Below are 25,208 nucleotides of genomic sequence, written 5' to 3'. Positions count from 1 at the left end.
ATCATCCATTAATTTGAATCGGTGATTGCTTTTTAGGAACCTGGACTGAAATATTTTCTTGCGAAATTTCAATATCCCGCTGGATCGTTAATTGGCACGTTAATCGGTACCCCTCATTCACTTTATCTCCAAGCATTTTTACTTCTTTCCAATTCGGCGCTGCTAAATCTTCTGCACCGTTAATCACCTGACATGTACACTTTGTACAACGCCCCATTCCACAGCCATATTTTAACTTTGGTAATAGACGTGTTGCTGCTAATACTACTAAGTTTGCATTGTCTTTTACTTCTTGCTCCACTGTAGTTCCATCAACGTGCAGGATAACTTTCGGCATAAAATAGCCCCTTTCTGTTTTTTCTAAAAATTTTGATACTTTTCTGAAGTATACAATCTTTTTGGTAGATAAGTAAACTAAAAATTTTTTATTTTTAACTCGCTTTATAAAATTTTTATCCAAATTTTCCGCTGAAAATCTATCTACCATAGCTTTTTAAAAAGTAATTATTTAAATATTTAGAATATAATGTTGAATATTTTGTCTCCTTGATATAAAATACAAATTAAGTAGTTTTGGTATACAATGTTCCGAGGAGGTGTTTGGACATATTACTACTCTCCAATTTGTAAGCGTTTAAAACTATTGAATTAATTTAAAGGAGTGAAGAAATTGGGAAAATATATAGTATTAACGAATAAAGATACCTTTCAAACAAGTCTCGAGAACGATGGCCTAGAACCTGTCGAAACCTACCATTTCTATTTCTTTGATAAATTAAAGGCGAAGTATACGATTGCCAAAGTGTTGGATGAAAAAATTAAGATTAAGTTGTTCGAAGAATTTGAAGGAAAAGAATATGTAAACCATATCGGTGTAAAGTTTTTTGAAAGGTTTGAAACAATTGAAGCCGCGCGCGAGGAATTAAATGAGATCGTAAAAGCCTCCGGTAACAGTGTAGATTCGGTAAACAGTAAACTTGTAAAATCAAGTGAGGTTGCTGTATAGATATTAATAGAGGCTTACGGCCGGAGAGATGGCAACGTCTCTCCGGTTTTTGCATATTAAATGGTATAAACGTAAAAAAACCGCCACAGCTGCTTTGTGACGGTTAACCAATTAAAATCCAAACATTAAAACTTAAGTGTTTTTCTCAATGATGCTAATTTTTTCTCCGCTTTTTCAGCAGCTTTTTTAGAATTAAATAAAAAATTTAGCATGTCAGTATCCCCCTGTTTTGTTTGCTATTTGTTATTTTTATTTTACAATGAGCTTTAAATAAACTCAAGGATTTTGTATACCAAATACCAAAATTTTAAGTAAATATGGCAGATTTGTGACTAATCTTCCTTGAATTAGGATGTTTTGGTATACAATTAAACAGATTTTAATTGTAACTCAAGTATTGATGTATTACATTTCCTTATAGTTAGGGTGTTGGTATGCTAAGATATCTGCTTTTCTTTGTAATCGTATTATACTTATTTTCTGTGCTTCTGCCCCAATTGCATATTGGCTTTCTTCTTTCCAGCTTGTGCCTTATTATTGTAGTCAGCACGTTTTTTCAAGCAAAACGTTTTGTGCAAATATTAGGAGGTACGTTTTTACTCCTTGGTGTTTTTTTACTTGCTTCAAGCGGAGCGCATTGGAAGCAATATATCCTTTCCTTCGGCCCAATGCTGGATTTACTCACCATGTTTACCCTGATTCCGATTTTAGGAATTCCGATTAAAATTGGCGGCTACAGCGGGGGGATTCAAAGCATTATTCAAAAAAAAGTAAAAACCTCCGGACAATTGTATATGATTACCTCCGGAATTTCGTACTTTTTTAGTATTTTTATGAATCTTGCAACATTGCCAATGACTTATTTCTCGATTAGACCTGCACTCGGACTGTATACGGTGAATAACAAAGAGCGCTTCATGAGCAGGGCGATTACAAGGGGCTTTGCGATGCCATTAATTTGGGCACCGGTAACACCGATTGTCGGAATTGTAATTACGATGACGGGAGTTACTTGGGTATCCATACTTCCATATGTTATACCATTAAGCATTATCGGAATGGGACTTGATTGGTTTATAGGGGCAAGGAAATCAAAAAGAATGCTTCAAACTCAAAAGAATTTGACAGTGAATGAATTAGCAGCAACGGTTGAATCTGGTCAAATCAACCGTTCTGGAAGAGTCTTTCAAATCTTATTGGCCATTATCATTTTCAATGTCGTGATTTCGCTGGTTGAAACAAGGTTTCCTTATCCGTTTTTGATTCTCATTTCTTTATTGGTGATTCCATTTGCCCTTACCTGGTCTTTATTCTTGAAGCAAGGAAAAGAGTTTGGTGTACACCTTTTGGAGCATTTCCAATCTTTTTCCGTTAGTATGAAAGATCAATTCTTTATTTATTTATCGGCAGGCTTTTTCATCTCGGCCATCAATGTTTCGCATACAAATGAGCTGCTATATCGCTGGGTTATGAAGTTTATTCACCTGGCAGGTGTGGAAGTTTTCTTGATCTTACTTCCCTTTATTCCTTTAGCCTTAGCTTTTCTTGGTCTGCACCCTGCTGTTTCACTTGCTTTAATGATTGAAGGGTTAAATCCACAAGCAATGGGAATTTCCCCTTACATCTTAACGGTAGCGATGTTAGCGGGGGCTGTTTCTTCCTTTTTAGTGGGTCCGTATAATGCTACATTAGGCCTGATGTCCAACATCGTAAAGGAAAGCTCTTATAAAGTATCAAATTGGAATCTTTCCTTCGCAGCCCTCTACATCGGCATCGTGATGGCATATTTGTTCTTACTTGAATTACTACTAAACTAAATAAAGAAAAGGTGCCAACCTGGTACCTCAGATTGTCGAGAAAGGGTATTCTTCTCGGCATTTTTTTACTCTATTAGATCCTAAACAGGAATTCTTATTGATTGTCCCTGCTAATGGGCCTGTTGAGAAGCCTATATATTAACAATATAGATTTGGTTAAAAAAATAAATGAATAAAGGCTATCGAAAGTTTTTCGAAAGCCAGAGGCGACCAATCTTGGCACTTTTTTTATAGATCCTTCGTAGTCTTCTGTTTAATTTCTTTAACGATTTCCTTGGCGAAATGCCCGAGGTTCCCTTCACAATATCCCCTTATTACTTCCGGGGCAAGGGACATTAGTGCTCTTTGTACATATTCCGGCGGAAATCCCCTTCTTTCAAACTCACTTTCCAATTCAACGGCTGTTTTTACAGCATAATAGGTTGCTAATTTGTTAATTTCAGTCAAACAGCTTTCCTTTTCTATTTTTACCTTCCCAAGGAAATGATAGAGTTCTTCAATAGGCTTCTGCAGAACATTTTCGGTAATAAATAAACCGTTGCCATGCTCCAATAAATCTTTCCAATGTCCCATAAATTTAACCCCTTCAATATTTAATGAAGGATACTTTTCTTTTAGCTCTTTCGTATCTAAAGTCGTTGCCATATTAACGATCGTGGTTGAAACAGGTAAATTACTTTCAAGCTTTAAATTTGTAATAAATGGAATAATAGTTGCAGCAGGTAAAGCTAAAATTAACACATCTAATTCCTTTAATTCTTGTTCTATTAGGATAAACCCGTTTGGAAACTGCTCCACAAACTTTTCAGCCTTTGTTTTTAATGGATGGTAAATCCCAATCTTCCTATTCATTTTATTCCATTGCGTCATCATCGCGGTCCCTAATTTACCAATCCCTACTAGCCCCACCTTACATTGTTCCATCAATCGAACCCCCTCTTCAAACCATAATGAAAAAAGGAGTTTCCAAAGGTTATAACACTTTGGAAAACCCCTTTATTCTAAAATTATATTTTATATTTTACTAAGAAATTCGTAAACTAGAACACTCTTTTACCATATAAACACGGCAAGTATGGTTGCCAGCAGAAGCCCTGAAACGACTGGGATGAAGTTTTTCCTAGCCAATTCCAACGGAGAAACTTGCAAGAACCCAGCAACTGCTACAAGAGATGACCATGCAATCAGTGTTCCACCACCGCTCCAAACTGAACCCATTTGTCCAATTGCCGCCATAACAGCAGGATCAATGTGACTTCCTGGCGCAATGGCTCCAGACAACGCACCCGTTAATGGTAGCCCTGCAAACCCTGAACCATCCAATCCCGTAATAATACCAACAATTAATATACTGATTGCTGCAAAAAATGGACTATGTGGAATATAATTTTGCCCTGCTTGGATTAAATCAAATAGAAAGGCAGGCTTTGCTGCGGTATCACCTAATGATAGGATAGAACCTGAAAAATCCCCGCTTCCCATGAAAAAGTATCCAGCAATTGGAATTACCGGTGCCATTGCCTTAAAGGCAAAAACAAATCCTTCAGTGATATGTTCGCTAATTTTATCAAGGGCATGAATTCGATTGAAGGCAATGGTCGCTAGCACTAATAGAATAGTTGCAACACCGCCAATAAAAGCTGCTCCGTCGCCCCCTTCAAATCCTGAACCGCCGCCAATTTTAGTTTGGAACATAAAAATCATAACACCTAGCATTGCCAAAGGAACAATAATGGCAAATAATCTTCCCCATGTTTCTTTTCTTTTGATAAGATCAGGACTCTCTTCTGCCGTAGCAGCAAGTTCATTGGCCACATCAAAGAAAGCTTTTTCTTCATTATTTAAGTTATTGACAGACCCGGATTTTTTCCTAATTGCTTTTCGAGATCTCACATAGACAATGGCTAAGGAGGTTACCCCTGTAATAAGAGAAAGAATGAATGCCTTATCTGAAACTGCGGATTTATCAATTCCTGCTGCTTTTGCACTAAGCATTGGTGCTACTTGCATAATATAATCTGAAGAAAGAGCCATACCTTGTCCAGCAATGACAATGACCATTGCGGATGTCATAACAGGCAACCCTGCACTCACGGCTGCTGGAACCAATAATGCACATATTAATGGAACTGCGGGGGTTGGCCAGAAAAAGAGAGAAATTACATAAGTAGTGACCATTAAAACGATAAAAGAGATATGACCGTTTACCATTATTTTTTGTATCGGTACAACCATCCTTTTATCCGCCCCAAGATCCTTCAACGAATTAAGCAGACCAATCATGATGGAAATAATCAGGAAAATACTGAATAGCTCCTTTGCGGCAACTAGATTTGCATTAAAGACCGCTTGAAACCCTGCAATAAGACTCCCTTTATATACTGCTGCGACTAAAAAGGTCCCAATTATAAGAGGTAAAACAACACCTTTTCTAAAAAGCATAATCACAATGACAGCTGCAGTTACAACTAGATAAACCCAGTGAGCTAATGTTAATTCCATATCTTTCCTCCGTTGCTTTATAAGATATTAATCGAATTAATCTTGCAAGGTTTTCATAGCATTTGGCTTTTAAGCGAAGACATATAGATTTTCAACCAAAAGAATATTCAATCAAATTTTCTTTGCTTAACTTAACTATTCAGTTTTTTTCATGAGTCCAAAATTGTTATCCTGAAGTTCTAAGGGTTTTTTGCACTTTGTGGATTGTGGATTGTATACCAAGATGTTTTAAAAATAAAAATGAAAAGCCCATTTTTTGGTGATGTTTCAATTCCTGCTGAGTTTTTACAATAAGATCCTCATACCTCTCTTATTGTAAGCCCTTTCAATAATACAACGGAGACAAGATTAAACCCAGTGAGCCTATTTATGTACCCTCCTTTCACATTTTTCACTATATAGAGATTGTAAACTATATAGAATGAATTTAATATACCATTAAAAGAGGTTAAATAGCAAATAATTTTGAAAATTTAGATGTTTTTTTATTTTCGTAATTATCTCTTGCTTTTAAAAAGCTTATTCGATAAAATAAAACAAAGCTTCCAGGTATACGGTATACCATAAAAAGATCGAGAAAAATTAATAAAGTTATTGAGGTGATAAAAAAATGCTTAAAGCTGGGATCATAGGTTATGGTACTCTTGGCAAAGCGATTAGCGATTTGATCGTTGCCAATCAAGCAGGCGAGGTTGAAGTCAAATCCATTCTTGTTAGAAAGAAGCCTGGTATAAACGAATCTATTCCGCAAAATTGCGTTGTCACGACCGACGAAAACCTGTTTTTTGATCAAGATTTGGATATTATTATTGAAGCAGCGGGTCATAAAGCGCTACAGCAATATGGGGAAAAGACCCTTTCCACTGGGAGTAATTTAATCGTACTCTCTGTCGGGGCTTTCGCAGATTATGAATTTTATGAAACACTGAAAGTTGCTACAAAAAAATACAATAAACAAATCATACTTCCTTCTGCCGCCATTGCTGGATTAGACCGAATAGCTGCAGGGGTATTAGGAGAAATAGAAGAAATAACGCTTATCACGAGGAAACAACCAAAAAGCTGGTATGGGACGATTGCTGAGGAAAAAGTAAATTTAAAGACTATCTCTGAGCCTTATTGTATATATGAAGGCAATGCCAGGAATGCTGCAAAATTATTCCCTGAAAACGTGAATGTATCAGCCGCATTAAGTATTGCCGGGGTTGGTTTCGAAAAAACAAAAGTTCAAGTATTTGTGGACCCAACCATTCAGGCAAATTTCCACACCATATTAGCAAGGGGCTTTTTTGGTCAGATTGAAATTAAAGTACAAAATACGCCTTTTAAAGAAAATCCTAAATCTAGTCCTATTGTAGCAATGAGTGTAGCAAAAGTGTTAAGAAACCTAACAGAATCCGTTATGGTTGGCCTTTAATCTGTGCGTTGACCCTATAAAAAAGGTTGTCCAAAAGTCTTTTTTATCATGGACTTTTTGGACAACCTTTTACCCTTTCCTTTTTTCCTTGCTTTGATTAACCGCTTCAATATACGCCTTTTTTGAATTTTCCATATGAATTTTTGTCAAATATTCTGCCATCTCGCTCTCTTGATTCATAATGGCATCCATAATTTTAACATGTTCTTCCATAGATTGTACGGCTCTTCCTGGGTTCTTATAACCAATTTTGGCGAAAGCACGAATATAATCAGATAATCCGCTCAGTATTTCTTGAAGTTTAGAATTTTTAGCAGCACTATATAAGAGTTGATTGTATTCCCCATGTAAATCAGAAAAAGCCTCTTCATTATCTAAGCATTCTTCAACCTTTTTTATATAGGTATCAATATTGCTTTTTGTTTCTTCGTCTAACTTTTGAACAGCCAATTTTGCTGCTAAAACTTCAAGAGAAGATAGGATCGTAAAAACTTCAATAATTTCCTTCTCAGAAATGTCCGCAACAATTACCCCTTTTCTCGGCACGGTTTTTACAAACCCTTGTGATTCCAACCGAAATAAAGCCTCACGAATCGGCGTTCTACTAATATTTAATCTGTCAGCAAGCTCCCTTTCCACAAGCCGATCACCGGTTTTAAATTCACCTTCTAAGATGAGGTCTTTTATGTGTAAATAAACCCTTTCTCTTAAGGAAATTAAATCCTCCGCCGCCCAATTAGTACTCATTAGATCTCCTCCCTTCAACTTTTTGTATACATTAAACCAATTATATCGTACCGGATAAAAAAACATCAAATGATATGGTTCAAATTACCACTAAAATTTTCGAATTTTCCATTTACAAATAAATGGAATTATGCAATATATCCTCGTAATCTAATAATCTTCGATAGCGCGAGAAATAATCCTGGTTACGATATCTGCCAGCTTCATAACCGTATTTAATCTTGTGGTGTTCAAGGACTCTATTGGTTTATATGGATCAAGATAATTGACAATAGCCTTCAGGTGATAGTCACCAACACTTGGCAATCCTTTATTAAGTGCCTTTCCAGGAAAAATAGCCCCTTCTTTCAAAACAATTAATCCAATTTGACTTTCTTCCCCTAAAGCAGCATCGATTGCTACAATAAACGGTCCATTATGCGTTTGTTTAACCTGTTTCAGAATCTTCTTAAAATTCAGTGCATGAACTGGTTCTTCTAATGTACCATATACAGGAAAAGGAACCTTTCTATCCTTTAACATTGTTCCCACCATTGGACCAAAAGAGTCCCCTGTGGAACGATCTGATCCTATACATAAAAAAATGATTTCATCTTTCGTACTATCTAGAACTTGTTTTAATTTTTTTGCCATTTTCTCAATTTCTCTTTCCTCAATCGTTTCTTGTACGGAAAGTAAACCTGGCCTTTCACCTTTTTCTAAGAACTTTTTCTTAAAAGGCCACATCACCTTTACCTCCCCCTACCGGTGTTTTATGTGCTGACCTTCTTTGGCACTTTTCATTGCCCATTTCTTTTATTTTATTATAGATAGTGTTAACTTCACCATAAAATTATTTAGAATTTTAATTTGCACCCAATAAAGTTCGTAAAATGGTAACAAAAAAGCTGCCCAATGATTTTGAGCAGCTTTCATTTAATGACTTTAAAACAAATCCACATTTGGGCTACTGCCATCAACCGAGTCAGAGATTTGTCCAGGAATGCCAGTTTTGAAGCTTGTAATTTTTTCATACTCTCCTTTTTGTAGAACGCTCTTATCACCTTTCATTAAATAGGTGTAGGCAATAATGGAGATAAATAATCCAAATGTCCAGGCATTATCCCATATGAAGCGAAGTCCTGGAATCAAGAGGCCAAGAACCGGGATTGCAACCCCAATGATGAGCGAATATACACCATTTTTATTAAATCCGCCTGTATAACTGTAGCGGCCGTTTACATCATACAATTCGTGGAGAGCCATTTTCCGTTTACGGACAAGCCAGTAATCGGCGATTGCAATTCCATCAATTGGGCCGAGTAAGGCACCGTATGTTCCCAGCCAGCCAAAAATATAGTTTCCAAAGTTCTCCATGATATACCATGGCTGAATTAGGATGGCAAATAAACCGGTAACAAGAGCTCCGATTCCAAACGTAATCCGTCTTGGATTTAAATTCTCAATCGCACGTGCAGGCGCGACTACGTTTGCTCCTACATTAATGGTTAATGAAGAAAGAACAATGACTAAAGTACCTAGAAAAATAACAAATGGCGGGAATTTTGCAAGCAAGGCTACCGGATCCCAAAGGGCCTGCCCGAAAATGACTACTGTTGCAGAGGTTACAGCAATTCCAATAAAAGAGAAAATGGTCATGGTTAGTGGTAGTGAAAAGCTTTGTGCGATCATTTGAGATTTTTGACTTTTTGCATATCGGCAGAAATCCGGGATGTTTAAGGCAAGAGTAGCCCAGAAAGCAATTACTCCAGTAACGGCAGGAAAAAATACTTTTAAAAATTCACCAGTGGTTTGGAATTTAGATGGAGTCGATAAAATTGGCCCCCAACCGCCGGAATTGGTGAATGCCCAGATTAGGAGAATAATTGCAGAGACCCCAACAACAGGAGTTGCAATCAAACTTAAATACTTCATGGCTTGCGGGCCCTTATAGGCAACAGCTACGTTTAAGATCCAAAAAAGAGCAAAAACAATCGCTGTATGTCCTGGGAAGCTCCAGAAAGAGAAAGAAGCTGATAACAATGTATCAATGGCACCTGTTCCAATCCAGGTGTTAATCCCAAACCATCCCGCTGCAACAAGTGCTCTTGCTAAAGCTGGGATGTGTGCACCCTTTGAGCCAAACCAAAGTCGTGCAAACACTGGGTACGGAATACCGAATTTTGTCCCAGCATGCGAGTTCAATAAAATAGGAATAAGAACAATAACATTTCCAATAAAGATGGTTCCAATTGCCTGCCACCAGTTCATTCCTAATGAGATCATCCCGCTTGCCATCGTATAGGCTGGGATGCATAAACACATTCCAATCCAAAGAGTAGCAAAATTTAGACCTTTCCAAGAATGTTCCTTCATAGTGGTCGGACGGAGATCGTCATTCCACATCTCGCTATTGCTTAAGCTGTCCGCCGCTTCTTGTGTCAAAATGACAATACCATTTTGCTCAATTTGCGTTTTCAATAAAATTCCCCCTTGTTTGGTTTTTCAAAGAACTTTCCGAGTAAAACCAATGCTGTGCATTCGCTAGAGAATATTTATGATCACCATGATATTATTGCCGTTTCTTTATAATTAATGAGAATATTTTGATTTCCTATTTTACGATTTTTTAAACTTCTATTACCTTTTAGCTTTTCACGAATGTAAGCGCTTTAAAATAATGCTACAACTTCGTTCATCGCATCACCTTCCAATCAATCTAAAAATCGCCCCAAATACAAGAGAAACCAATTTTGGAGCAAACCACAACTGCCTAACTTATATTATATATCACCAAATTAGGCTGTCATTGGACAAAAGGTAAAATAATTTAGACTGTATTTTTTATGTTTTGTAAAAAACCGGTCATTGATAAACTATCATTATCTTAACATTTCTAGTTCTCTATTCAATGAGAACCTGTCCTCAATTTCAAACAAAAAACTACACTTTCATTCAAAAGAGTACTGTGTTAAACACAGTACTCTTTTGAATGAACTATTTTATTAAATTGTTTTCGTTGCAACTGGAACTGACGTTAACACATCCACCAGTCGCTCCATTCCAAGCTTAATTTTTTCAGGAGTAGAATGGCTATAGTTTACACGGAAGGTATTGTGCTTTGGCTCGTTGACATAGAATGGTGCACCTGGAACAAATGCAACTCCCTTTTTAACGGCTTCGCCAAGCAAGGCAGTTGTGTTTAACTCCTCATTTCCTTCTACCCACATGAACATTCCACCTTTTGGCTCCCTACATGTGAACAATCCTGACCCCAATTTATCAAAATATTCCTTCATCAATTTCATCCGCTCATAATAAACGCTTCTAATTAAAGCAATATGTGAATCCAGGTTAAAATCGCGCAATAAATAATAGAGTGCCTGTTGATCGAGTGAACTTGAGTGTAAATCATTCATTTGCTTGGCTTGGGTCATTAGTTTAATAACTTCAGCTGGTCCGGTTACCCAACCGGTTCTTAAAGCTGGGACAACGGACTTAGAAAAAGTGCTGGTATACAAAACAATCCTTTTATCTGTATCTAAAGCAGCCACCGGCTGATAGACCTCGTCTTGATGGAATTGAATATCGCCATACGGATCATCTTCAAGAATTAGAACATTCTTTTCGGAGCAAAGATTGAATAGCTCCTGACGTCGTTCCTGACTCCACACTTTTCCATCTGGGTTTGCAAAAGTTGGGATGGTATAGACAAATTTCGGCTGGTATTTTTCAATTTTTTCTTTTAGATCCTCCGTGATCATTCCCTGATCATCACTCTTTACAGCCACAACATTCGCTCCATACGATCTAAAGACCTGTAATGCTGCTAAATATGTAGGATCCTCTGTGAGGACAACATCCCCCGGTGCAAGCATAATTCGTGAAAACAAGTCGATTACTTGCTGTGATCCAGTTGTAAGCAGAATGTTATCGGGATGTGAAAAAATACCTCTCTTTTCCATTTTTGCTTGAACCGCTTCGCGAAGGGGAATAAATCCTTCTGTTAGTCCATATTGCAATGAAGATTTCCCTGAAGCAAATACTTTCTCATAGGCAATTTGAACCTGTTCGATTGGAAAAATGTCTTCTGCTGGCAGACCCCCTGCGAAAGAAATAACATGCCCTTGCTGTGTAACCTTTAAGATATCCCTTACGGCAGATGATTCATAGTTTTTGGTTTGGGGTGCAAATGGATAATTCATATAATGTCGCTTCCTTTTATTTATATTGTATTCAACCTTTTGATGTAAAAAATATAATATATTAGATTTATTGTACATTATAAGATAATAAATTTCATTTTGCAAAATATTTAGAAAAATTTTTCGCCTTAATTTGTTTATACGTTATAGCCCTAAAGCATTATAGAAATATGTTATAATATTTTTATAAAGTAATATACTGTATCCAACAAAGGGGTTATTTAATGGATAAGGATATCTTAACGGCTCAAATAGGCCAGCGGTTGCGGTACTTCCGGCAACAACGGAAATTAACTTTGGACGAGCTGGCTGACTTGACTGGGGTTAGTAAGCCAATGCTTGGTCAAATTGAGCGCGGAGCCTCTAATCCAACCGTCTCCATTCTTTGGAAAATTGCTGCTGGCCTGCAAATTCCTTTCGCTTCCTTTTTAGCAATGAATCCTTCTGTTAAAATGATTCGAATGGCTGACCAGCCTTTTTTCAAGGAGGATAATGACTTGTATGAGGTTTATAATACATTTGCTTCACCAGGTATACCGATTGAAAGTTACCGGGCCCGTCTTCATCCAGGCTGCAATCACTATACTGAACCAAACGGAATTGGTGCGATTAAATCAATCACAGTCCATTCCGGTACATTCTCAATTACCATTGGTGATGAAGATCAGTATTCATTGGACCAAGGAGATTCCGTCTCCTTTTCAACTGATGTTTATCAGATTTTTGAAAATAGAGATAAAGAAATTTGTGAAATTAGTGTGGTAATTTACTATTCCAGTCCAAACATCCAACTTTAATTATGAGGAGAGGCAGATTTTTATGAATAATTCAATTGAAACAGTTTATATATTGGAAAACCCAGAAAAGAAAATAACCAGATTTGCTACCGGCAGTCAAATTAGATATGAGGATGTAATTAAAGAAGTATATGGTGTGGCATCTATCCAAGACCTTCCCATGATGATTCAGTTTAATAAAGGTTTTCATGATAGTATTTGCGAAAAGTATGGGATAAATGAGAGTAAAATTTCGATTAACAGACTAATCCGTGTAGCCTCAAAAGACGAACTCCTTCTGTTGAAAACACAATTGGTTGAAAAATGTCGGGAGGAAATAAAGAGTTACTCAGAAGAAGTAGTTTCAATTCCATGTCCGTTTAATCCCACCATTCGTTTACAGGAAGGCATTTTCGAATGGAATGACAGCGATTTTTCTTATGATTTAAAAACAAGTGCATAAAATACCTGATGAAAAAGGGTGACTCATGGAGCCACCCTTTTTCTATTCTAATTTTCCGCTAATTTGGTTCTAACTTTTTTACTTCGTGAGTTTCCTTCAATGGGTTCTTCGGCTTGTTTGGCCCGTTTGATAAAGAAGGCTAGAAAAAGTGCCAAAGCTGCAATAAAAGTAGCGACAAGGAAGGAATAGTTGATTCCATTTAACATCGCCTTCATCATAACCTGCTGCTTCATCTCAGCAAGTGCTGCCGGTGTTGGCTTCGATGTAAGATGCTTCATCGCCTCAGCACCAATTTCTTTGGCCTGTGATGCTGTGCGGTTTGTCATAATCGTTACTAGTAATGCCGTCCCAATGGCTCCTGCTACTTGGTTCAATGTATTATTCATTGCTGTTCCATGCGGATAAAGTGATTTCGGTAATTGGTTCAAACCATTAGTCGAAACCGGCATCATCACCATAGAAATCCCAAGACTTCGAATGGAATATAAAAGAATGAGATGTGTATAAGTCGTATGCAAGGTTAATTGGCTAAATCCATAAGTGGTAACTGTAACAATGCTTAATCCGATGATGGCTAGGATGCGTCCACCGATCTTATCAAATAATTTCCCTGTAATCGGAGACATGATGGACATTAGAAGTGCCCCTGGCAGTAGTAAAAGCCCGGCATCCATCGGAGTAATTCCCCTCAAGGTTTGAACATATATTGGAAGAAGCAGCATCCCTGAAAATAATGCCATATACAAAACCATTGAAATAGCCGATGATAGCGAGAACATTGGGTACTGATAGACCTTGAAGTTCAGCATTGGTCGTTCCTGCTTTAATTGACGGATGATAAAAACAGTTAATGAAATAACTCCGACAATAATGGTTCCATAAACCTCAGGGCTATCCCAGCCCTTTTTTCCTGCTGAACTAAACCCATAAAGAATTCCACCAAATCCCATGCTTGATAGAAGAAGTGCAATGAAATCCAAGCGCATATCCATTTTCTCTTTTTTATCCTTAAGCATGAAAAAGCCAATCAAAAGAACGATAATGGCAATGGGAGTAACAAAATGAAAAAGCATTCTCCAATCGTAATGTTCAATAATCCAGCCGGATAAAGTCGGACCAATTGCCGGGGCAAACATTAAAATTAACCCGAATACCCCCATCGCAGTTCCCCTTTTTTCCACTGGGAAGCTTACTAGCATAACATTCATTAATAATGGCATTAAGATGGCCGAGCCAGAAGCTTGTATCATACGGCCAGCTAATAACATAATAAAAAAATGTGCAAATCCAGCAAGAATTGTCCCAACGGTGAATAGCCCCATTGCGACTAAGAATAGTCTGCGAACTGTATATTTTTGGATTAAGTAGGCGGTGGTTGGGATTAATATCCCGTTTACGAGCATAAACCCTGTAGTCAGCCACTGAACCGTTGAGGCCTCTACATCTAAATCCTTCATGATCGATGGAAGGGCTATATTTAATAACGTATTATTTAAAAAAGCAATAAAGGCCCCGACCATCAATACTGCGATGACACCATACGGCGGAGAAGCGGCCTTATTTAACGTATGATCCAAAATTGTATCCCCCTTAGTTGATTTGTATATATTTTCCTGCATCCCTAATACGCATAAAAACCATCATATACCATCAGTTCAAAAATTGCAACCAAAAAAAATTCAGTCTACAAATAGGATTTACCAATACAAAAAAATCATGCAATTTAGATTTTTATACAAGGAGTATAATTCGACAAAGTTCGGGCGGTGCCTGTCACCGCCCGAACTTTGTCGAATCAAAAAAAGCCTGCCTTCTTTATTTGTTAAAGGAAGCAGGCTTGTATTTGGAACTTCTTTCAATTTTTAAACCCAATTGTCGTCACCGTTATCCCAGTCACTAAAGTCATTGTCATTGTTGTTTTGTTGGTTATCCTGGTCATTATCGTCGACGTTATTTGGACCATCGCCATTTCGTTCTCCATCCCAATCACCATTATCGTCTTGGTGCCCTAACTGTTCTTGTAGTTGATCAATTTCATGTTCTTGGAGAATATTTTGGTCCATTAATTCTCTCATGATTTCATGATCCTCTAGATTTTGCAGGGAATGGTATTGATCGAAGCCAATTCGTCCCTGCTCAAATAGATAGGTTAGCAAGGCTCCAGCTGCCATTCCTCCTGCAATTCCTCCGAATCCTCCAAAGCCTCGGCCTGGCGTAGCACCATAGTAGTTTCTTGGACCATTATAGCCCCTTTGGTCATATTGATCCCTTCTTGGCTCGTAAATTTGCGGGCGATTCCGCCGGGTTAGCGGGCGAATAATAAGAAAATAAATTAACACGATAATAATGACAATGCCAATAAAGGACATATTCTTTTTCCTTCCTTCTTTTAATACGAATAGATATGGTGCAATAGTTTAAAAAGATTTCTACAGTCAGTCCTTTTATTATGTGCAAACAAATACAAATCATATCCTTTTCTAAAAGTCAAAATCAACTGCAATCAAATCCTCCAAGCCGATTTCTTTTAAAAAAGAAAAGACTTCCTGATGTTTTGGATGGGGACCATAATTCTCTAAAGAATGACGATGATCAAAGCGGACTGTCAAACCTACTTCATACCCTTTATTCCGCTCCGAAAAATTATAGCCCTGTTGGATATCAATAATTCCCGGAATTTCATCCTTTAGTGCTAATGTCATGCGGATGGCAATATCTTTTTGTTCCCTTGTTGTTAATTCTGAAAATTTAAGTAATACGATGTGTTCAACCATGGTTCCCGCTCCTATTTTGTATTTAAAGTTTCCTTGTCAAACCCTGCGATTCGCTTATATCGATTGGCAATATTTTCGAGTTCCTGACGAGAAATTACGTCATGTAAATGCTCAAACCCATTCGGTGCCCGTTCTTTTACAATTTGCATGACGACTTCCGGCCCATTTTTCCGATTACTTAAAACAATGTTTGCAGTTGGAGCTAACCGTGCTGTTTCATAAGCTTTTAAAGCAAGCTCAATATCGGACTGTTCCATAAGAACTTGTCCTAATGCATCGGCATCCAAAATGGCTTGGGAAGCACCATTTGAACCAATCGGATACATCGGATGGGCTGCATCCCCTAGGAGCGTGACTCTTCCGAATGTCCATTGCGGCAGTGGGTCACGATCAACCATTGGAAATTCGTAAACGGCATCTGTTTGCTCAATTAACTTTGGTACATTTAACCAGCCGAAATCCCATGAAGCAAATGCAGGCGCAAAAATATCTTTACTAATTTTCTTGTTCCAATCAGCACGTGATGGTAAATCTCCGCCAACTGTAAGTTCAGCAATCCAGTTCACTAAGGAACTTCCTTTTGCCGCTGTTTTTGGACAAACAGGATACGCAACAAATTTCTGATCCTGATACCCTGCCATAATCATCGTTTTACCCGTTAGAAATGGAGTAAATTCAGAAATACCCCTCCATAATATCCGACCACTAAATTTCGGTAATCCTTCATTTGGATAAAAATGTTTCCGGACAACGGAATGTATTCCGTCTGCCGCTACCATCATATCTGCACGATAGGAGCCAAGTGACTCTCTTGTTTTTCGATTGACAAAATGAGCAACCACCTCATCACCTACTGTTTCAAACGAAGAAAGATGGTGACCTGTGATTACGGCCTCCTCCCCTAGTTGCTCCTTCACTGCTTCTAATAAAAGCATTTGCAAGCGCCCGCGGTGAAATGAATATTGCGGCCAGCGATATCCCGCATCGATCCCTCTTGCTTCCTCCCAAATTTTCTGGCCAAATTGATTTACATAAATAAGTTCAGCCGTTGGCAAGCCTATTTTATTTAATTTATCCATTAATCCTAATTCAGTAAGGACACGAACTGCATGTGGCAAGAGGTTAATTCCTACTCCTAAAGCCTGAATGTTTTCGACACTTTCAAATACACGCACTGACGCGTTTGCGCGATGAAGTTTTAGGGCAGTAACAAGCCCACCAATACCTCCGCCAACAATAATTGCTGTTTTTCTGCTAGCCATCTGAATCCCCTCGCAGACTCTTTAAATTATTCTTAATTATTCCATAATGTATAAATTTATCAACAAAAATGCATAAAGTATCAGAGTTATAGTAAAAAACTACGAAGTAAAATACACTCCGTAGTTTTTATATTTTCAACATTTTTCAACAAAATTCGGGTGGTGACAGGCACCTCGTTATCGATTCCTGTTATTCCTATTTCGTAAAAACGCTGGGATATCTAGTGTATCTTCAGATTGTCGACTTTCTCGATTATGTCCATATCCTGTTTCTTCTTTTTGCTGCCGATTCCTGTTTCGAACAGGAGCCTCTTCCTCTTGTTTTCGATTGTAATCTTGAACCCGGTCCTCACGGATTACATGTTCCCGTCTGTGCTGGGTTGGGGCAGGCCGAAGGGAATGGACTTCTCTCGTTTGGTTGGAGGCTTGAGCAGACGGCGCCGCTTCTTTATCATCAAAGCCTGTTGCAATCACGGTAATCATGATTTCATCCTTAAGATGTTCATTTATAATCGAACCAAAAATCATATTCAATTCCTGGTCTGCCGCGGAAGCAACGATATCAGCTGCCTCTTGTACCTCATATAAACTTAAATCAGTGCCTCCGGTAATATTCATTAAAATCCCCTGAGCACCATCAATTGAGGTTTCTAATAATGGACTCGAAATCGCCTTTTTGGCAGCTTCAACTGCACGGCCATCCCCCTTAGCCACACCAATTCCCATCAGAGCTGTTCCCTGATTGGTCATAATCGTTTTCACGTCAGCAAAATCTAGGTTGATAAGTCCCGGAACGGCAATGAGATCCGAAATCCCTTGAACCCCTTGGCGAAGGACATTATCAGCTTCACGGAATGCCTGTACCATTGGTGTTTTTTTATCAACAATTTGTAATAAGCGATCGTTTGGAACAATAATCAGGGTATCCACTGCTTCCCTCATTTGCTCAATCCCGCTTGCTGCATTTTTTGCTCGTTTATGGCCTTCAAAACCGAATGGGCGTGTGACTACGCCAATTGTCAGGGCGCCCAACCGGTGTGCGATTTGCGCAATCGCCGGTGCGGCACCTGTTCCGGTTCCTCCGCCCATTCCACAGGTAACGAACACCATGTCCGCTCCTTTTAAAACCTCTTCAAGCTGCTGACGGCTTTCTTCAACGGCTTTTCTGCCTACCTCTGGATTCGCTCCTGCACCAAGTCCTCTTGTTAAAGAGCCGCCTATTTGCATTTTAATTTCCGCTTTTGAGAGTTTAAGAGCTTGTGCATCTGTATTGACTGCAATAAATTCGACACCTTGAACTCCATCCTCAATCATTCGGTTAACAGCGTTATTACCGCCGCCGCCGACACCAATTACTTTAATTCTTGCTACCTGATCTATATTTAAATCGAAATCCCACATGTTTGTTCCTCCTATTGAACCACTCTAGTAATGAAAATGGCGTGTATCTATTTTCAAGAGTATTTTATATGTATTTTATAGTTATCTAATATTTTATCAAGATAATGTGATTTTTTATATAGTCCTGTGGTCACTCAAACACGATAGGTATTCCTCACCTATACGACTGGAATAAACCAAGACTAATTTTTTTCTGTTTTTTGGACTCCTTTGATCCCTTGTTGGTCAAGTAAGTCAGTAATCTGTCGAAGATGGGAAGAGTCCTCTACAATCATATAATCTGGTTGAAATGTCTTCTTTTTAATATCAAAAGTCAATTTAAAGCCGTTGTCGACACGGGAATGATAACCATACAACTCATGCCAACGAACTATTTGTTCGGTTTCATAATGATGAATTTGGCTTGCCGAATAGTATTTTCCATTTATAATAATCCCATTTGGCAGGATATACAAATTGCCTTGATGACGAACAAGGCTAATGATTAAATAGAACAAATAGGCCAAACTAAAAAATGAAGAACCTAGGAATTCAGTTGTAATCACTATTGCTAATATTACCACTAAAATCAAAAGGGCAAACACAGTTCCCCATTTAACATACTGATACGATCTCGTATGTTTCGTAAGTGGGGTCATCTCTTTCCATTCAACCGGTACCAAAAGACTAGCAAACTCACTCTCTTTTAATGGATAAAGGGCATCTTGTGAAATTTCAGCAGCTTTCTTTAAATTTAATCGATACCGGATTAAATAAATGACACTAAGCAGAAAAATAACGGTAAATACAAAATTAGTTAGAATTCTTAATTTCCCCTTATCTTTTAAAAATCTTTCCTTTGAATATTTTACCATAAAAATTCATTCTTTTATGAATAAAATTGTGAAAGAGTTACAATTCTATTATCTCAATTTTCTAATTAATATACAATCCATTCTAGTAGATTTTTCAAAAACTTGTAGGATACAAACAAAATTAGATATGATAGAAATAGTTCCTTTTCGCTAAATAAAGCACGAAAGCATTTTGTACAGATTAAATCGAAGTTTTCCGGATCATCTTTCTATCGGAAACAACGGAACTGAAATAGGAATTAGGGATTATGTGCCTTCCAGACGATGGGCCATATCTCAATGATGGAGGAATTTTTATGAAAAAAGGAGTTTTACTTCTTGTACTTGCTACAATCCTTTGGGGCGGCAACTATATTTGCGGGCGATACTTAGCACCTGCTTTACCAGCAACATTACTAAATACGATTCGCTGGGCTATTTCTACGTTTATACTTTGGGCGCTATTAGCGTTAAATAAAAAGAAATTTCCTATTTTTTCAAAGTGGAAAGAGTTATTGATTCTTGGCTTTTTGGGGATTTTTGCATTTTCAACATTGAATTATTTAGGGTTACGTTCTCTTAGTGCTTCTTATGCGGGCATGATTTCTGCGGGGATTCCAATCGCCATCTTATTTTTTACACCGCTTTTTTTAAAAGAACAAATAAAAGCAAAATCCTGGTTCGGTGCTCTCGTTTCCATTGTTGGTGTTATTCTTTTGGTTCAGGGGAAACAAGGAGGAACTACCTACGCTTCGATGATTGGTATTGTAGAAATTCTTCTATCGTGTTTAGCTTGGGGAGTTTATACAGTCCTTGGGAAAAAGTATGGGAGTAAGATAGATCCATTAACAATGACCGCAGGGGCATCCTTTTACGGTACCATTCTTAGTGCCATTAGTTGTATCGGTACTGTTCATCCGGACATGATTCATATGACTGCTACCGCATGGTTTGCCGTGGCATTTGTAAGTACACTAGCATCAGTTTTAGCCTTCTTCGCTTGGAATGCAGGGGTAAAAATTGTCGGCCCTGCTCTGTCTGCACCATTTATCAACCTGCTTCCGGTTTGGACCGTTGTTTTTGGTGTCCTGCTTTTACATGAGCGCTTCTCGATATTAACACTTGTAGGAGGGGTGATTACGATTATTGGAGCTATATTGGCAACATATAGACGACCAGAGAATAAGAAGATGAAAAACCATGCCAAAGCATCATAAAAAGGTTTTCAAGTAGATCACAAAAGGCCACCCATTCACACGACTAATATGCTTAAAATGGGGAATAATGGTTAAAGTAAACCCTTGTATAAGGGAACTGAAAGATTAGGAGAAATATTAGATGATTGGGAATACAAAACAGGTGGCATTGTATAAAAATCGTAATTTATGGTCGGGAATAATGTTTGGTGTAGGGCTGGCTGCTTTTTTGGATGAGGCTGTTTTTCATCAACTAATGCATTGGCATCATTTTTATGACAAATCCACAACCACTGTTGGTTTGGTATCAGATGGAATTTTTCATGCATTCAGCTGGTTTGCTACTGTTGGGGCATTGTTTATGGTGGCAGACCTACGCCGCAGAAGGGCTTTTATTTTTAAAAGGTGGCTTGGCAGCGTATTGCTAGGGGCTGGTGTTTTCAATTTTTATGATGGCACCGTTCAGCACAAACTCATGAGATTGCATCAGATTCGCTATAATGTGGATATCCTTCCATATGACATGGCATGGAATATCATTGCCATAATCTTTATCATTATCGGTATTGCCCTTCTTATTCAAAACGGAAGGGAATTTAATCAGGCGGGGGTAAATCAAAAAAATGCACTTGAATAACCCTGAATTTGAAAGCAGATTACCTGTCCCAGAGGTTCCACTTTTGCTTTTAATCCTGTCTCTTACCTTGGGGTTATTTTTTAAACAACGTAACCTTTCGTACCCACTCTACCGATGTATTTTTTTGGTTTTAGGGATTTGTTGTATCATTGCCGCCTCCATCGGACCATTAGCCTCCCTGGCACATATGGATTTTACTGCCCATATGCTTGTTCATTTGCTCCTTGGAATGCTTGCTCCGCTACTAGTGGTACTGGCTAGCCCACTAACGTTACTCTTACGAACTCTTAAGGTAGAGGCCGCTCGTTCTCTAACAAAAATTTTAAGATGGAAGTTTTTTTCAATTTTAAGTAACCCAATCATTGCTTCGATCCTTAACATCGGAGGGCTTTGGATTCTCTATACAAGCACTCTTTATTCCGCTATGAGGCATAATATTCTTCTGCATATGCTAGTTCATATCCATGTGTTTCTTGCTGGGTATCTTTTTACTGCGGCCATTATTTATATGGATCCTACGCCGCACCGAAAAAGTTACTTTTACCGTGCGATGGTTTTAGTTATTACAATAGCCGGACATGATTTCCTTGCAAAATATCTCTACGCGCACCCACCAGCCAATGTTCCCGTTAGACAGGCCGAAATGGGCAGCATGTTGATGTATTACGGCGGAGATATCATTGACCTTCTTTTAATAACCATCTTTTGTTTTCAATGGTTCAAAGCTGCCCGGCCCCGAGTCAATATGAATACCGACTTTTATTAATTTGAAAAGCCGCAGCACGTGGTTGCGGCTTTTTGCATTCCAGTATTTTTAATAAAACAAGGCTGTGTTAAACTAGTATGTTGATTTCCGTTCCAGGCTCAAGCGGTTCGCGCGCGTGCCGGGGAGCCTCCTCGTCGCTTCACTCCTGCGGCGTCTCCATTGCCCCGTACTCCCGCAGGAGTCTTCGTGCCTTCCACTCCAATCAACAGAGTTAATAAATCAACATTGTCCTTTAACAAAGCCTAAAACAAATTAAGACAACAACGGAATTCTGTCTCGATACCTCTCTACTAAGCGATGGTTGTGTTCATCTGCTCCATCGATATTACCGCTTAAGAATACCGGCGGTTCATATCCGTTATCCGCCATCATTTTAATCGCCTCTGCGAAAATCGCATTTAAAATAACCGCCCCCACCACCGTGGAAGTTGAGCCAAAAGGTACAGCCACTTTTTCATAGGTAAGAGCGGCATCACCTTTTGTGGAGTGGTTATCAATCACTAGATCAACTGAATTAAAGAGGTGTTTTCCACTCTTATGTTTGGAAGGCTGACTCTTCGAATATTCCAATGAAGTAAGTCCAATTACAAAAGCTCCCTTTTTCTTGGCTTCCTGTGCCACGTCAACTGGTACGGGATTGCGTCCGGATGTCGATAAAACAAAGAAAACGTCTTCCGGAAGGATTTCCTGGTCTTTTAAAAATTCCTGAGCATAATCGTTTTGCCGTTCTAGCTGTGAGGATCTTAATGCCCCTTCGTGGAGCATCAGAGGTTCCACTAGTATCGGTTTAATGGGAACAAGTCCCCCGGCGCGGTAAAAAACCTCTTCTGCTAAAATATGTGAATGGCCGCAGCCAAACAGCTGGACCACCCCACCGTTTTGAATTGCTTCAGCAACCTTTTCCGCTGCCTTCTTAAGCTTTTTCATTTCATACTTTTCAACTAGTTGAATCTTTTCTTTTGCTTTTTCAAAGTATTGGTTTAACACAATTAACTGCCCCCTAATTTCCTATCATTACATCTATTTGTGACAATGTTTTCCCAATAGAATCTCGAATGACATGTGTATCTTGAGCAAAATCAAAAGGAGTATCGCCTTGATTTACAATCAACAGGGGGATACCCGGTCTTCTATATTGAGGAAAGGTAGAAAACGGTGTTACCTTCAAGCTTGTGCCTAATACCAAAATGCAATCTGCTTGAGCGATGAGGTTCAAGATCGTATGAAAACCATCTGCCGAAAACCATTCCCCGGAATCACCGAACAAAACCACATCTGGTTTAATATAACGATTCTCTTTATTTTTCGTTTCACAATGATTACAAACGTAAAACTCAACCATCGTTTCGAGCCTGTGGACCATTTCTTCTGTCGGATAGCTTTTTCCACAATTTAAACAGGAAGCCTTCTTCATTGTTCCGTGAAACTCTATTACCCTGTTACTTCCGGCTTTTTGATGCAGCCCATCAATATTTTGCGTGATAATTTGTGAAACTTTTCCTTCCTTTTCCCATTTCGCAAGAATTTCATGCCCTTTATTTGGGGCAGCATGTGGATGGTATAGATTCCCCATCGCAAATTGATAAAATTCCTTTGGGTGCTTATAAAAATAATCGAGTGATAGTATGTATTCAGGTGCCAGTTTGTAAATTCCAGATCTTGAGCGAAAATCCTTTATTCCGGATTCTGTACTAATTCCCGCACCTGTGAGAACAACAATATTATTAGCTTCCCTTAAAACGCCGGCGCAGGTTTGAATAGTGTGTTTCTCCATTTTAAACCTCCTAAAATTGTATTTTACTAAATAATTCCTACGAGCATCAAGCATCCATTCTTTCTCAAACTTACCAATTAAAAAAGAACACACTGTATCCAATGTGTTCGAAAGTGTACCATTTATAGTTCCGGCGCTTCCATCCCTATCAGACCCCACTCTTCGCGAGCTGGTCCATAAACACCAGGAACCTTCAAGCCAGCTTGGCGCATAAGAACTGTCAGCTGCCCACGGTGATGGATAATATGCTTAATGAGGAGTGAAAGCGTCACTGCTTTGGGCATATCCATACCAAATACATTTATCATTTCCGTTAAGGATTGGTCTGTCCACTGCTCTTTTACCGCGTTGTTTGTATCAGTTGTAACCTTTCGAAAAATATCTGCAATTATTTTTGCAGAAGTCGGTACGGTCGTTGCGTTTTCCACAGCAGCAACCTGAATTCCGAATTCATTAAGCATTTCAGGAGTACTTGTTACAATATGCCAGGCAATTCTGCCTAATGTACGATCTTCTTGCGATACCGCTTGTTGAAGTGAGCTATCAGTTAATGCATCCAAAACCTTTTGAGTGGATTCCATTTCCTGGTTCCATTCCCCAATAAATTCATTAATAGAAGTATACATTTTTACATTCCTCCGTTTAATTTCTCACACTAAAATATGGCGATTTAAAGTATAGCATTAGAGAACCCATTTCAAAATTTACATTTTAATTTTTTCCTCTTCTGGAAAGATTGAATGGAATATTCTATTGGGGGTATATTACAACAAAAAATGAAAATAGGTGGTGATTGGGGCAATGATTGAATTACCAAAAAGCCTCTATTGTGAACATTGTAAAAAAGAGACAGAACACAAGGTGAGAGAAGATGCATTAGAGATTGAATATACCTGTAAGGAATGTAATAATCAACTGGAGATTGTTAAGTCATTTTTCTAAGAGTATCGCACCTTCCGCACTAATCAATTTTGTTTAAAAATGCACCCCTAAGTTATAAATTTCACTCTAACTTTTGGGGTGCAGTACACTTCCATAAAAAGATTACTGGCACTTATTCTTTTCAAAACCCCCCCCCGACAACATTTTTTCAAATGAAAGCACCGTATTGGCAACGGTTCTAAAACAATCCGCTAAGTTATGTATGGACTTTAAGACTCTATTATTAAAATCTGTTATAATCTTAACTGATAAGGAAGTGATGATTTGAAAGAAACTATTCAGTTATTAGCGGACATTGTCAATAATCTTCATGATTTCATACAAATATATGTGAGCAGCTCGTTGAATCTTTCATTAACGGATAAGGACCTGCATTTTTGGATCATGGGATTTATCGGAATCGTTGTTTTTCTTTTCGTGCTGGTCATCTCCAAAATTATTGTAAAAATGCCTTTTGGAATTACGATTCTATCTTTCTTATATACAACAACTTTTATGTTTGTATTAGTTTTTGCAATCGAAATTCAACAGGCACTGACCAATCGAGGAAATATGGAATTTGAGGATGCACTCGTAGGGCTTTTAGGTTTTTTCGCGTTTTTCCTAGTATTTGTTGTGATTGCATTTGCGTTCTTTATGACTAGAAGACTATTAAAATCCTTATTTAAAAAATAGATTTAATAAAAAAATCCCCAGCCTTGGGGATTTTTT

At 38.2% G+C, this 25,208-nt stretch carries 26 protein-coding genes; 10 read left to right on the top strand and 16 right to left on the bottom strand.

Annotation, left to right across the window (positions count from 1 at the left end; genetic code table 11):
- Position 1: 1 nt before the first annotated feature.
- Entirely contained in the window at positions 2-337 is a 336-nt protein-coding gene (locus E2K98_RS14045) for a 2Fe-2S iron-sulfur cluster-binding protein (RefSeq protein WP_133335086.1), read from the bottom strand.
- 333 nt (positions 338-670) lie between these two features.
- Between E2K98_RS14045 and E2K98_RS14040 the strand changes: the two genes are divergently transcribed.
- Positions 671-1,006 carry a hypothetical protein gene (locus E2K98_RS14040; protein WP_026576273.1) on the top strand — a complete coding sequence of 112 codons (336 nt, stop codon included), beginning with the start codon at positions 671-673 and terminating at the stop codon, positions 1,004-1,006.
- 434 nt (positions 1,007-1,440) lie between these two features.
- Positions 1,441-2,823: a hypothetical protein gene (locus E2K98_RS14035; RefSeq protein ID WP_133335084.1), complete on the top strand. Its 1,383-nt coding sequence runs from the start codon at positions 1,441-1,443 to the stop codon at positions 2,821-2,823.
- A 228-nt stretch (positions 2,824-3,051) separates the two neighbouring features.
- Here the strand turns inward: E2K98_RS14035 and E2K98_RS14030 are convergent, their stop codons facing one another.
- Both E2K98_RS14030 and E2K98_RS14025 read right to left on the bottom strand, forming a co-directional pair.
- Positions 3,052-3,747, bottom strand: a complete 696-nt coding sequence (locus E2K98_RS14030; protein ID WP_133335082.1) for an NAD(P)-binding domain-containing protein — start codon at positions 3,745-3,747, stop codon at positions 3,052-3,054.
- Between the two features lie 129 nt (positions 3,748-3,876).
- On the bottom strand, positions 3,877-5,325 hold the full coding sequence (locus E2K98_RS14025) for a hypothetical protein (protein ID WP_133335080.1): 1,449 nt from the start codon (positions 5,323-5,325) through the stop codon (positions 3,877-3,879).
- A 610-nt stretch (positions 5,326-5,935) separates the two neighbouring features.
- Here E2K98_RS14025 and nadX point away from each other — a divergent pair.
- Entirely contained in the window at positions 5,936-6,742 is an 807-nt protein-coding gene (gene nadX, locus E2K98_RS14020) for an aspartate dehydrogenase (protein ID WP_133335078.1), read from the top strand.
- 69 nt (positions 6,743-6,811) lie between these two features.
- On the opposite strand, the gene E2K98_RS14015 is transcribed toward nadX, so the two are convergent.
- From E2K98_RS14015 to E2K98_RS14000, 4 genes are all read right to left on the bottom strand, one after another.
- Positions 6,812-7,489 (bottom strand): GntR family transcriptional regulator, encoded by a 678-nt coding sequence (locus E2K98_RS14015; RefSeq protein ID WP_133335076.1) that lies wholly within the window; start codon positions 7,487-7,489, stop codon positions 6,812-6,814.
- A 150-nt stretch (positions 7,490-7,639) separates the two neighbouring features.
- A complete protein-coding gene (gene yyaC, locus E2K98_RS14010) occupies positions 7,640-8,215 on the bottom strand; it encodes a spore protease YyaC (protein ID WP_133335074.1) in 576 nt (191 codons plus the stop codon).
- A gap of 198 nt (positions 8,216-8,413) precedes the next feature.
- Positions 8,414-9,949: an NCS1 family nucleobase:cation symporter-1 gene (locus tag E2K98_RS14005; RefSeq protein WP_133335072.1), complete on the bottom strand. Its 1,536-nt coding sequence runs from the start codon at positions 9,947-9,949 to the stop codon at positions 8,414-8,416.
- A 524-nt stretch (positions 9,950-10,473) separates the two neighbouring features.
- A complete protein-coding gene (locus E2K98_RS14000; RefSeq protein WP_133335070.1) occupies positions 10,474-11,673 on the bottom strand; it encodes an aminotransferase-like domain-containing protein in 1,200 nt (399 codons plus the stop codon).
- A 224-nt stretch (positions 11,674-11,897) separates the two neighbouring features.
- On the opposite strand from E2K98_RS14000, the gene E2K98_RS13995 reads away from it, so the two are divergent.
- Together E2K98_RS13995 and E2K98_RS13990 are read left to right on the top strand one after the other, a co-directional pair.
- Positions 11,898-12,470: a helix-turn-helix domain-containing protein gene (locus E2K98_RS13995; RefSeq protein WP_133335068.1), complete on the top strand. Its 573-nt coding sequence runs from the start codon at positions 11,898-11,900 to the stop codon at positions 12,468-12,470.
- 22 nt (positions 12,471-12,492) lie between these two features.
- On the top strand, positions 12,493-12,912 hold the full coding sequence (locus tag E2K98_RS13990) for a hypothetical protein (protein ID WP_133335066.1): 420 nt from the start codon (positions 12,493-12,495) through the stop codon (positions 12,910-12,912).
- Positions 12,913-12,959: 47 nt separating this feature from the next.
- On the opposite strand, the gene E2K98_RS13985 is transcribed toward E2K98_RS13990, so the two are convergent.
- From E2K98_RS13985 to E2K98_RS13960, 6 genes are all read right to left on the bottom strand, one after another.
- Positions 12,960-14,432: a DHA2 family efflux MFS transporter permease subunit gene (locus E2K98_RS13985; protein ID WP_235824818.1), complete on the bottom strand. Its 1,473-nt coding sequence runs from the start codon at positions 14,430-14,432 to the stop codon at positions 12,960-12,962.
- A gap of 342 nt (positions 14,433-14,774) precedes the next feature.
- On the bottom strand, positions 14,775-15,281 hold the full coding sequence (locus tag E2K98_RS13980; protein WP_133335062.1) for a hypothetical protein: 507 nt from the start codon (positions 15,279-15,281) through the stop codon (positions 14,775-14,777).
- 111 nt (positions 15,282-15,392) lie between these two features.
- Positions 15,393-15,686, bottom strand: a complete 294-nt coding sequence (locus E2K98_RS13975; RefSeq protein WP_133335060.1) for a Dabb family protein — start codon at positions 15,684-15,686, stop codon at positions 15,393-15,395.
- Positions 15,687-15,697: 11 nt separating this feature from the next.
- Positions 15,698-16,948 carry a flavin-dependent oxidoreductase gene (locus E2K98_RS13970; protein ID WP_133335058.1) on the bottom strand — a complete coding sequence of 417 codons (1,251 nt, stop codon included), beginning with the start codon at positions 16,946-16,948 and terminating at the stop codon, positions 15,698-15,700.
- A gap of 177 nt (positions 16,949-17,125) precedes the next feature.
- Entirely contained in the window at positions 17,126-18,349 is a 1,224-nt protein-coding gene (ftsZ, locus tag E2K98_RS13965; protein ID WP_133335056.1) for a cell division protein FtsZ, read from the bottom strand.
- A 182-nt stretch (positions 18,350-18,531) separates the two neighbouring features.
- On the bottom strand, positions 18,532-19,203 hold the full coding sequence (locus E2K98_RS13960; RefSeq protein WP_133335054.1) for a hypothetical protein: 672 nt from the start codon (positions 19,201-19,203) through the stop codon (positions 18,532-18,534).
- A gap of 296 nt (positions 19,204-19,499) precedes the next feature.
- Here E2K98_RS13960 and E2K98_RS13955 point away from each other — a divergent pair, with 296 nt between their 5' ends.
- The 3 genes from E2K98_RS13955 to E2K98_RS13945 all read left to right on the top strand — a co-directional run bounded on the left by E2K98_RS13955 (position 19,500) and on the right by E2K98_RS13945 (position 21,781).
- Positions 19,500-20,399 (top strand): DMT family transporter, encoded by a 900-nt coding sequence (locus E2K98_RS13955; RefSeq protein ID WP_165976270.1) that lies wholly within the window; start codon positions 19,500-19,502, stop codon positions 20,397-20,399.
- Positions 20,400-20,520: 121 nt separating this feature from the next.
- Entirely contained in the window at positions 20,521-21,015 is a 495-nt protein-coding gene (locus E2K98_RS13950) for a DUF2243 domain-containing protein (protein ID WP_133335050.1), read from the top strand.
- Positions 21,002-21,781: a cytochrome c oxidase assembly protein gene (locus E2K98_RS13945; RefSeq protein ID WP_133335048.1), complete on the top strand. Its 780-nt coding sequence runs from the start codon at positions 21,002-21,004 to the stop codon at positions 21,779-21,781. The genes E2K98_RS13950 and E2K98_RS13945 overlap by 14 nt, the downstream gene beginning before the upstream one ends.
- 252 nt (positions 21,782-22,033) lie before the next feature.
- Here the strand turns inward: E2K98_RS13945 and E2K98_RS13940 are convergent, their stop codons facing one another.
- The 3 genes from E2K98_RS13940 to E2K98_RS13930 all read right to left on the bottom strand — a co-directional run bounded on the left by E2K98_RS13940 (position 22,034) and on the right by E2K98_RS13930 (position 24,181).
- A complete protein-coding gene (locus E2K98_RS13940) occupies positions 22,034-22,768 on the bottom strand; it encodes an SIS domain-containing protein (protein ID WP_133335046.1) in 735 nt (244 codons plus the stop codon).
- A gap of 13 nt (positions 22,769-22,781) precedes the next feature.
- Positions 22,782-23,555 (bottom strand): NAD-dependent protein deacylase, encoded by a 774-nt coding sequence (locus E2K98_RS13935; protein WP_165976269.1) that lies wholly within the window; start codon positions 23,553-23,555, stop codon positions 22,782-22,784.
- A 122-nt stretch (positions 23,556-23,677) separates the two neighbouring features.
- A complete protein-coding gene (locus E2K98_RS13930; protein ID WP_133335042.1) occupies positions 23,678-24,181 on the bottom strand; it encodes a DinB family protein in 504 nt (167 codons plus the stop codon).
- Between the two features lie 175 nt (positions 24,182-24,356).
- Here E2K98_RS13930 and E2K98_RS30940 point away from each other — a divergent pair, with 175 nt between their 5' ends.
- Both E2K98_RS30940 and E2K98_RS13925 read left to right on the top strand, forming a co-directional pair.
- Entirely contained in the window at positions 24,357-24,497 is a 141-nt protein-coding gene (locus E2K98_RS30940; RefSeq protein ID WP_165976268.1) for a hypothetical protein, read from the top strand.
- A gap of 264 nt (positions 24,498-24,761) precedes the next feature.
- A complete protein-coding gene (locus E2K98_RS13925) occupies positions 24,762-25,172 on the top strand; it encodes a hypothetical protein (protein WP_133335040.1) in 411 nt (136 codons plus the stop codon).
- The last annotated feature ends 36 nt before the right edge of the window (positions 25,173-25,208 follow it).

It is taken from the genome of Bacillus salipaludis, assembly GCF_004358205.1.
Note: the sequence above shows the minus strand (reverse complement) of the source record. Positions and strands in the feature narration are given on the sequence as shown.

Excerpts from the sequence above, each read along its gene's own strand:
- E2K98_RS13935 (WP_165976269.1), bottom strand. The coding sequence starts at position 23,555 with ATGGAGAAACACACTATTCAAACCTGCGCCGGCGTTTTAAGGGAAGCT.
- E2K98_RS13955 (WP_165976270.1), top strand. The coding sequence starts at position 19,500 with ATGAAAAAAGGAGTTTTACTTCTTGTACTTGCTACAATCCTTTGGGGC.
- E2K98_RS13970 (WP_133335058.1), bottom strand. The coding sequence starts at position 16,948 with ATGGCTAGCAGAAAAACAGCAATTATTGTTGGCGGAGGTATTGGTGGG.
- E2K98_RS14030 (WP_133335082.1), bottom strand. The coding sequence starts at position 3,747 with ATGGAACAATGTAAGGTGGGGCTAGTAGGGATTGGTAAATTAGGGACC.
- E2K98_RS14025 (WP_133335080.1), bottom strand. The coding sequence starts at position 5,325 with ATGGAATTAACATTAGCTCACTGGGTTTATCTAGTTGTAACTGCAGCT.
- E2K98_RS13975 (WP_133335060.1), bottom strand. The coding sequence starts at position 15,686 with ATGGTTGAACACATCGTATTACTTAAATTTTCAGAATTAACAACAAGG.
- yyaC (WP_133335074.1), bottom strand. The coding sequence starts at position 8,215 with ATGTGGCCTTTTAAGAAAAAGTTCTTAGAAAAAGGTGAAAGGCCAGGT.
- E2K98_RS13945 (WP_133335048.1), top strand. The coding sequence starts at position 21,002 with ATGCACTTGAATAACCCTGAATTTGAAAGCAGATTACCTGTCCCAGAG.
- ftsZ (WP_133335056.1), bottom strand. The coding sequence starts at position 18,349 with ATGTGGGATTTCGATTTAAATATAGATCAGGTAGCAAGAATTAAAGTA.
- E2K98_RS13990 (WP_133335066.1), top strand. The coding sequence starts at position 12,493 with ATGAATAATTCAATTGAAACAGTTTATATATTGGAAAACCCAGAAAAG.
- E2K98_RS14045 (WP_133335086.1), bottom strand. The coding sequence starts at position 337 with ATGCCGAAAGTTATCCTGCACGTTGATGGAACTACAGTGGAGCAAGAA.
- E2K98_RS13930 (WP_133335042.1), bottom strand. The coding sequence starts at position 24,181 with ATGTATACTTCTATTAATGAATTTATTGGGGAATGGAACCAGGAAATG.
- E2K98_RS13980 (WP_133335062.1), bottom strand. The coding sequence starts at position 15,281 with ATGTCCTTTATTGGCATTGTCATTATTATCGTGTTAATTTATTTTCTT.
- E2K98_RS14015 (WP_133335076.1), bottom strand. The coding sequence starts at position 7,489 with ATGAGTACTAATTGGGCGGCGGAGGATTTAATTTCCTTAAGAGAAAGG.
- E2K98_RS13995 (WP_133335068.1), top strand. The coding sequence starts at position 11,898 with ATGGATAAGGATATCTTAACGGCTCAAATAGGCCAGCGGTTGCGGTAC.
- nadX (WP_133335078.1), top strand. The coding sequence starts at position 5,936 with ATGCTTAAAGCTGGGATCATAGGTTATGGTACTCTTGGCAAAGCGATT.
- E2K98_RS13950 (WP_133335050.1), top strand. The coding sequence starts at position 20,521 with ATGATTGGGAATACAAAACAGGTGGCATTGTATAAAAATCGTAATTTA.
- E2K98_RS13960 (WP_133335054.1), bottom strand. The coding sequence starts at position 19,203 with ATGGTAAAATATTCAAAGGAAAGATTTTTAAAAGATAAGGGGAAATTA.
- E2K98_RS30940 (WP_165976268.1), top strand. The coding sequence starts at position 24,357 with ATGATTGAATTACCAAAAAGCCTCTATTGTGAACATTGTAAAAAAGAG.
- E2K98_RS13985 (WP_235824818.1), bottom strand. The coding sequence starts at position 14,432 with ATGGTCGGGGCCTTTATTGCTTTTTTAAATAATACGTTATTAAATATA.
- E2K98_RS14035 (WP_133335084.1), top strand. The coding sequence starts at position 1,441 with ATGCTAAGATATCTGCTTTTCTTTGTAATCGTATTATACTTATTTTCT.
- E2K98_RS14000 (WP_133335070.1), bottom strand. The coding sequence starts at position 11,673 with ATGAATTATCCATTTGCACCCCAAACCAAAAACTATGAATCATCTGCC.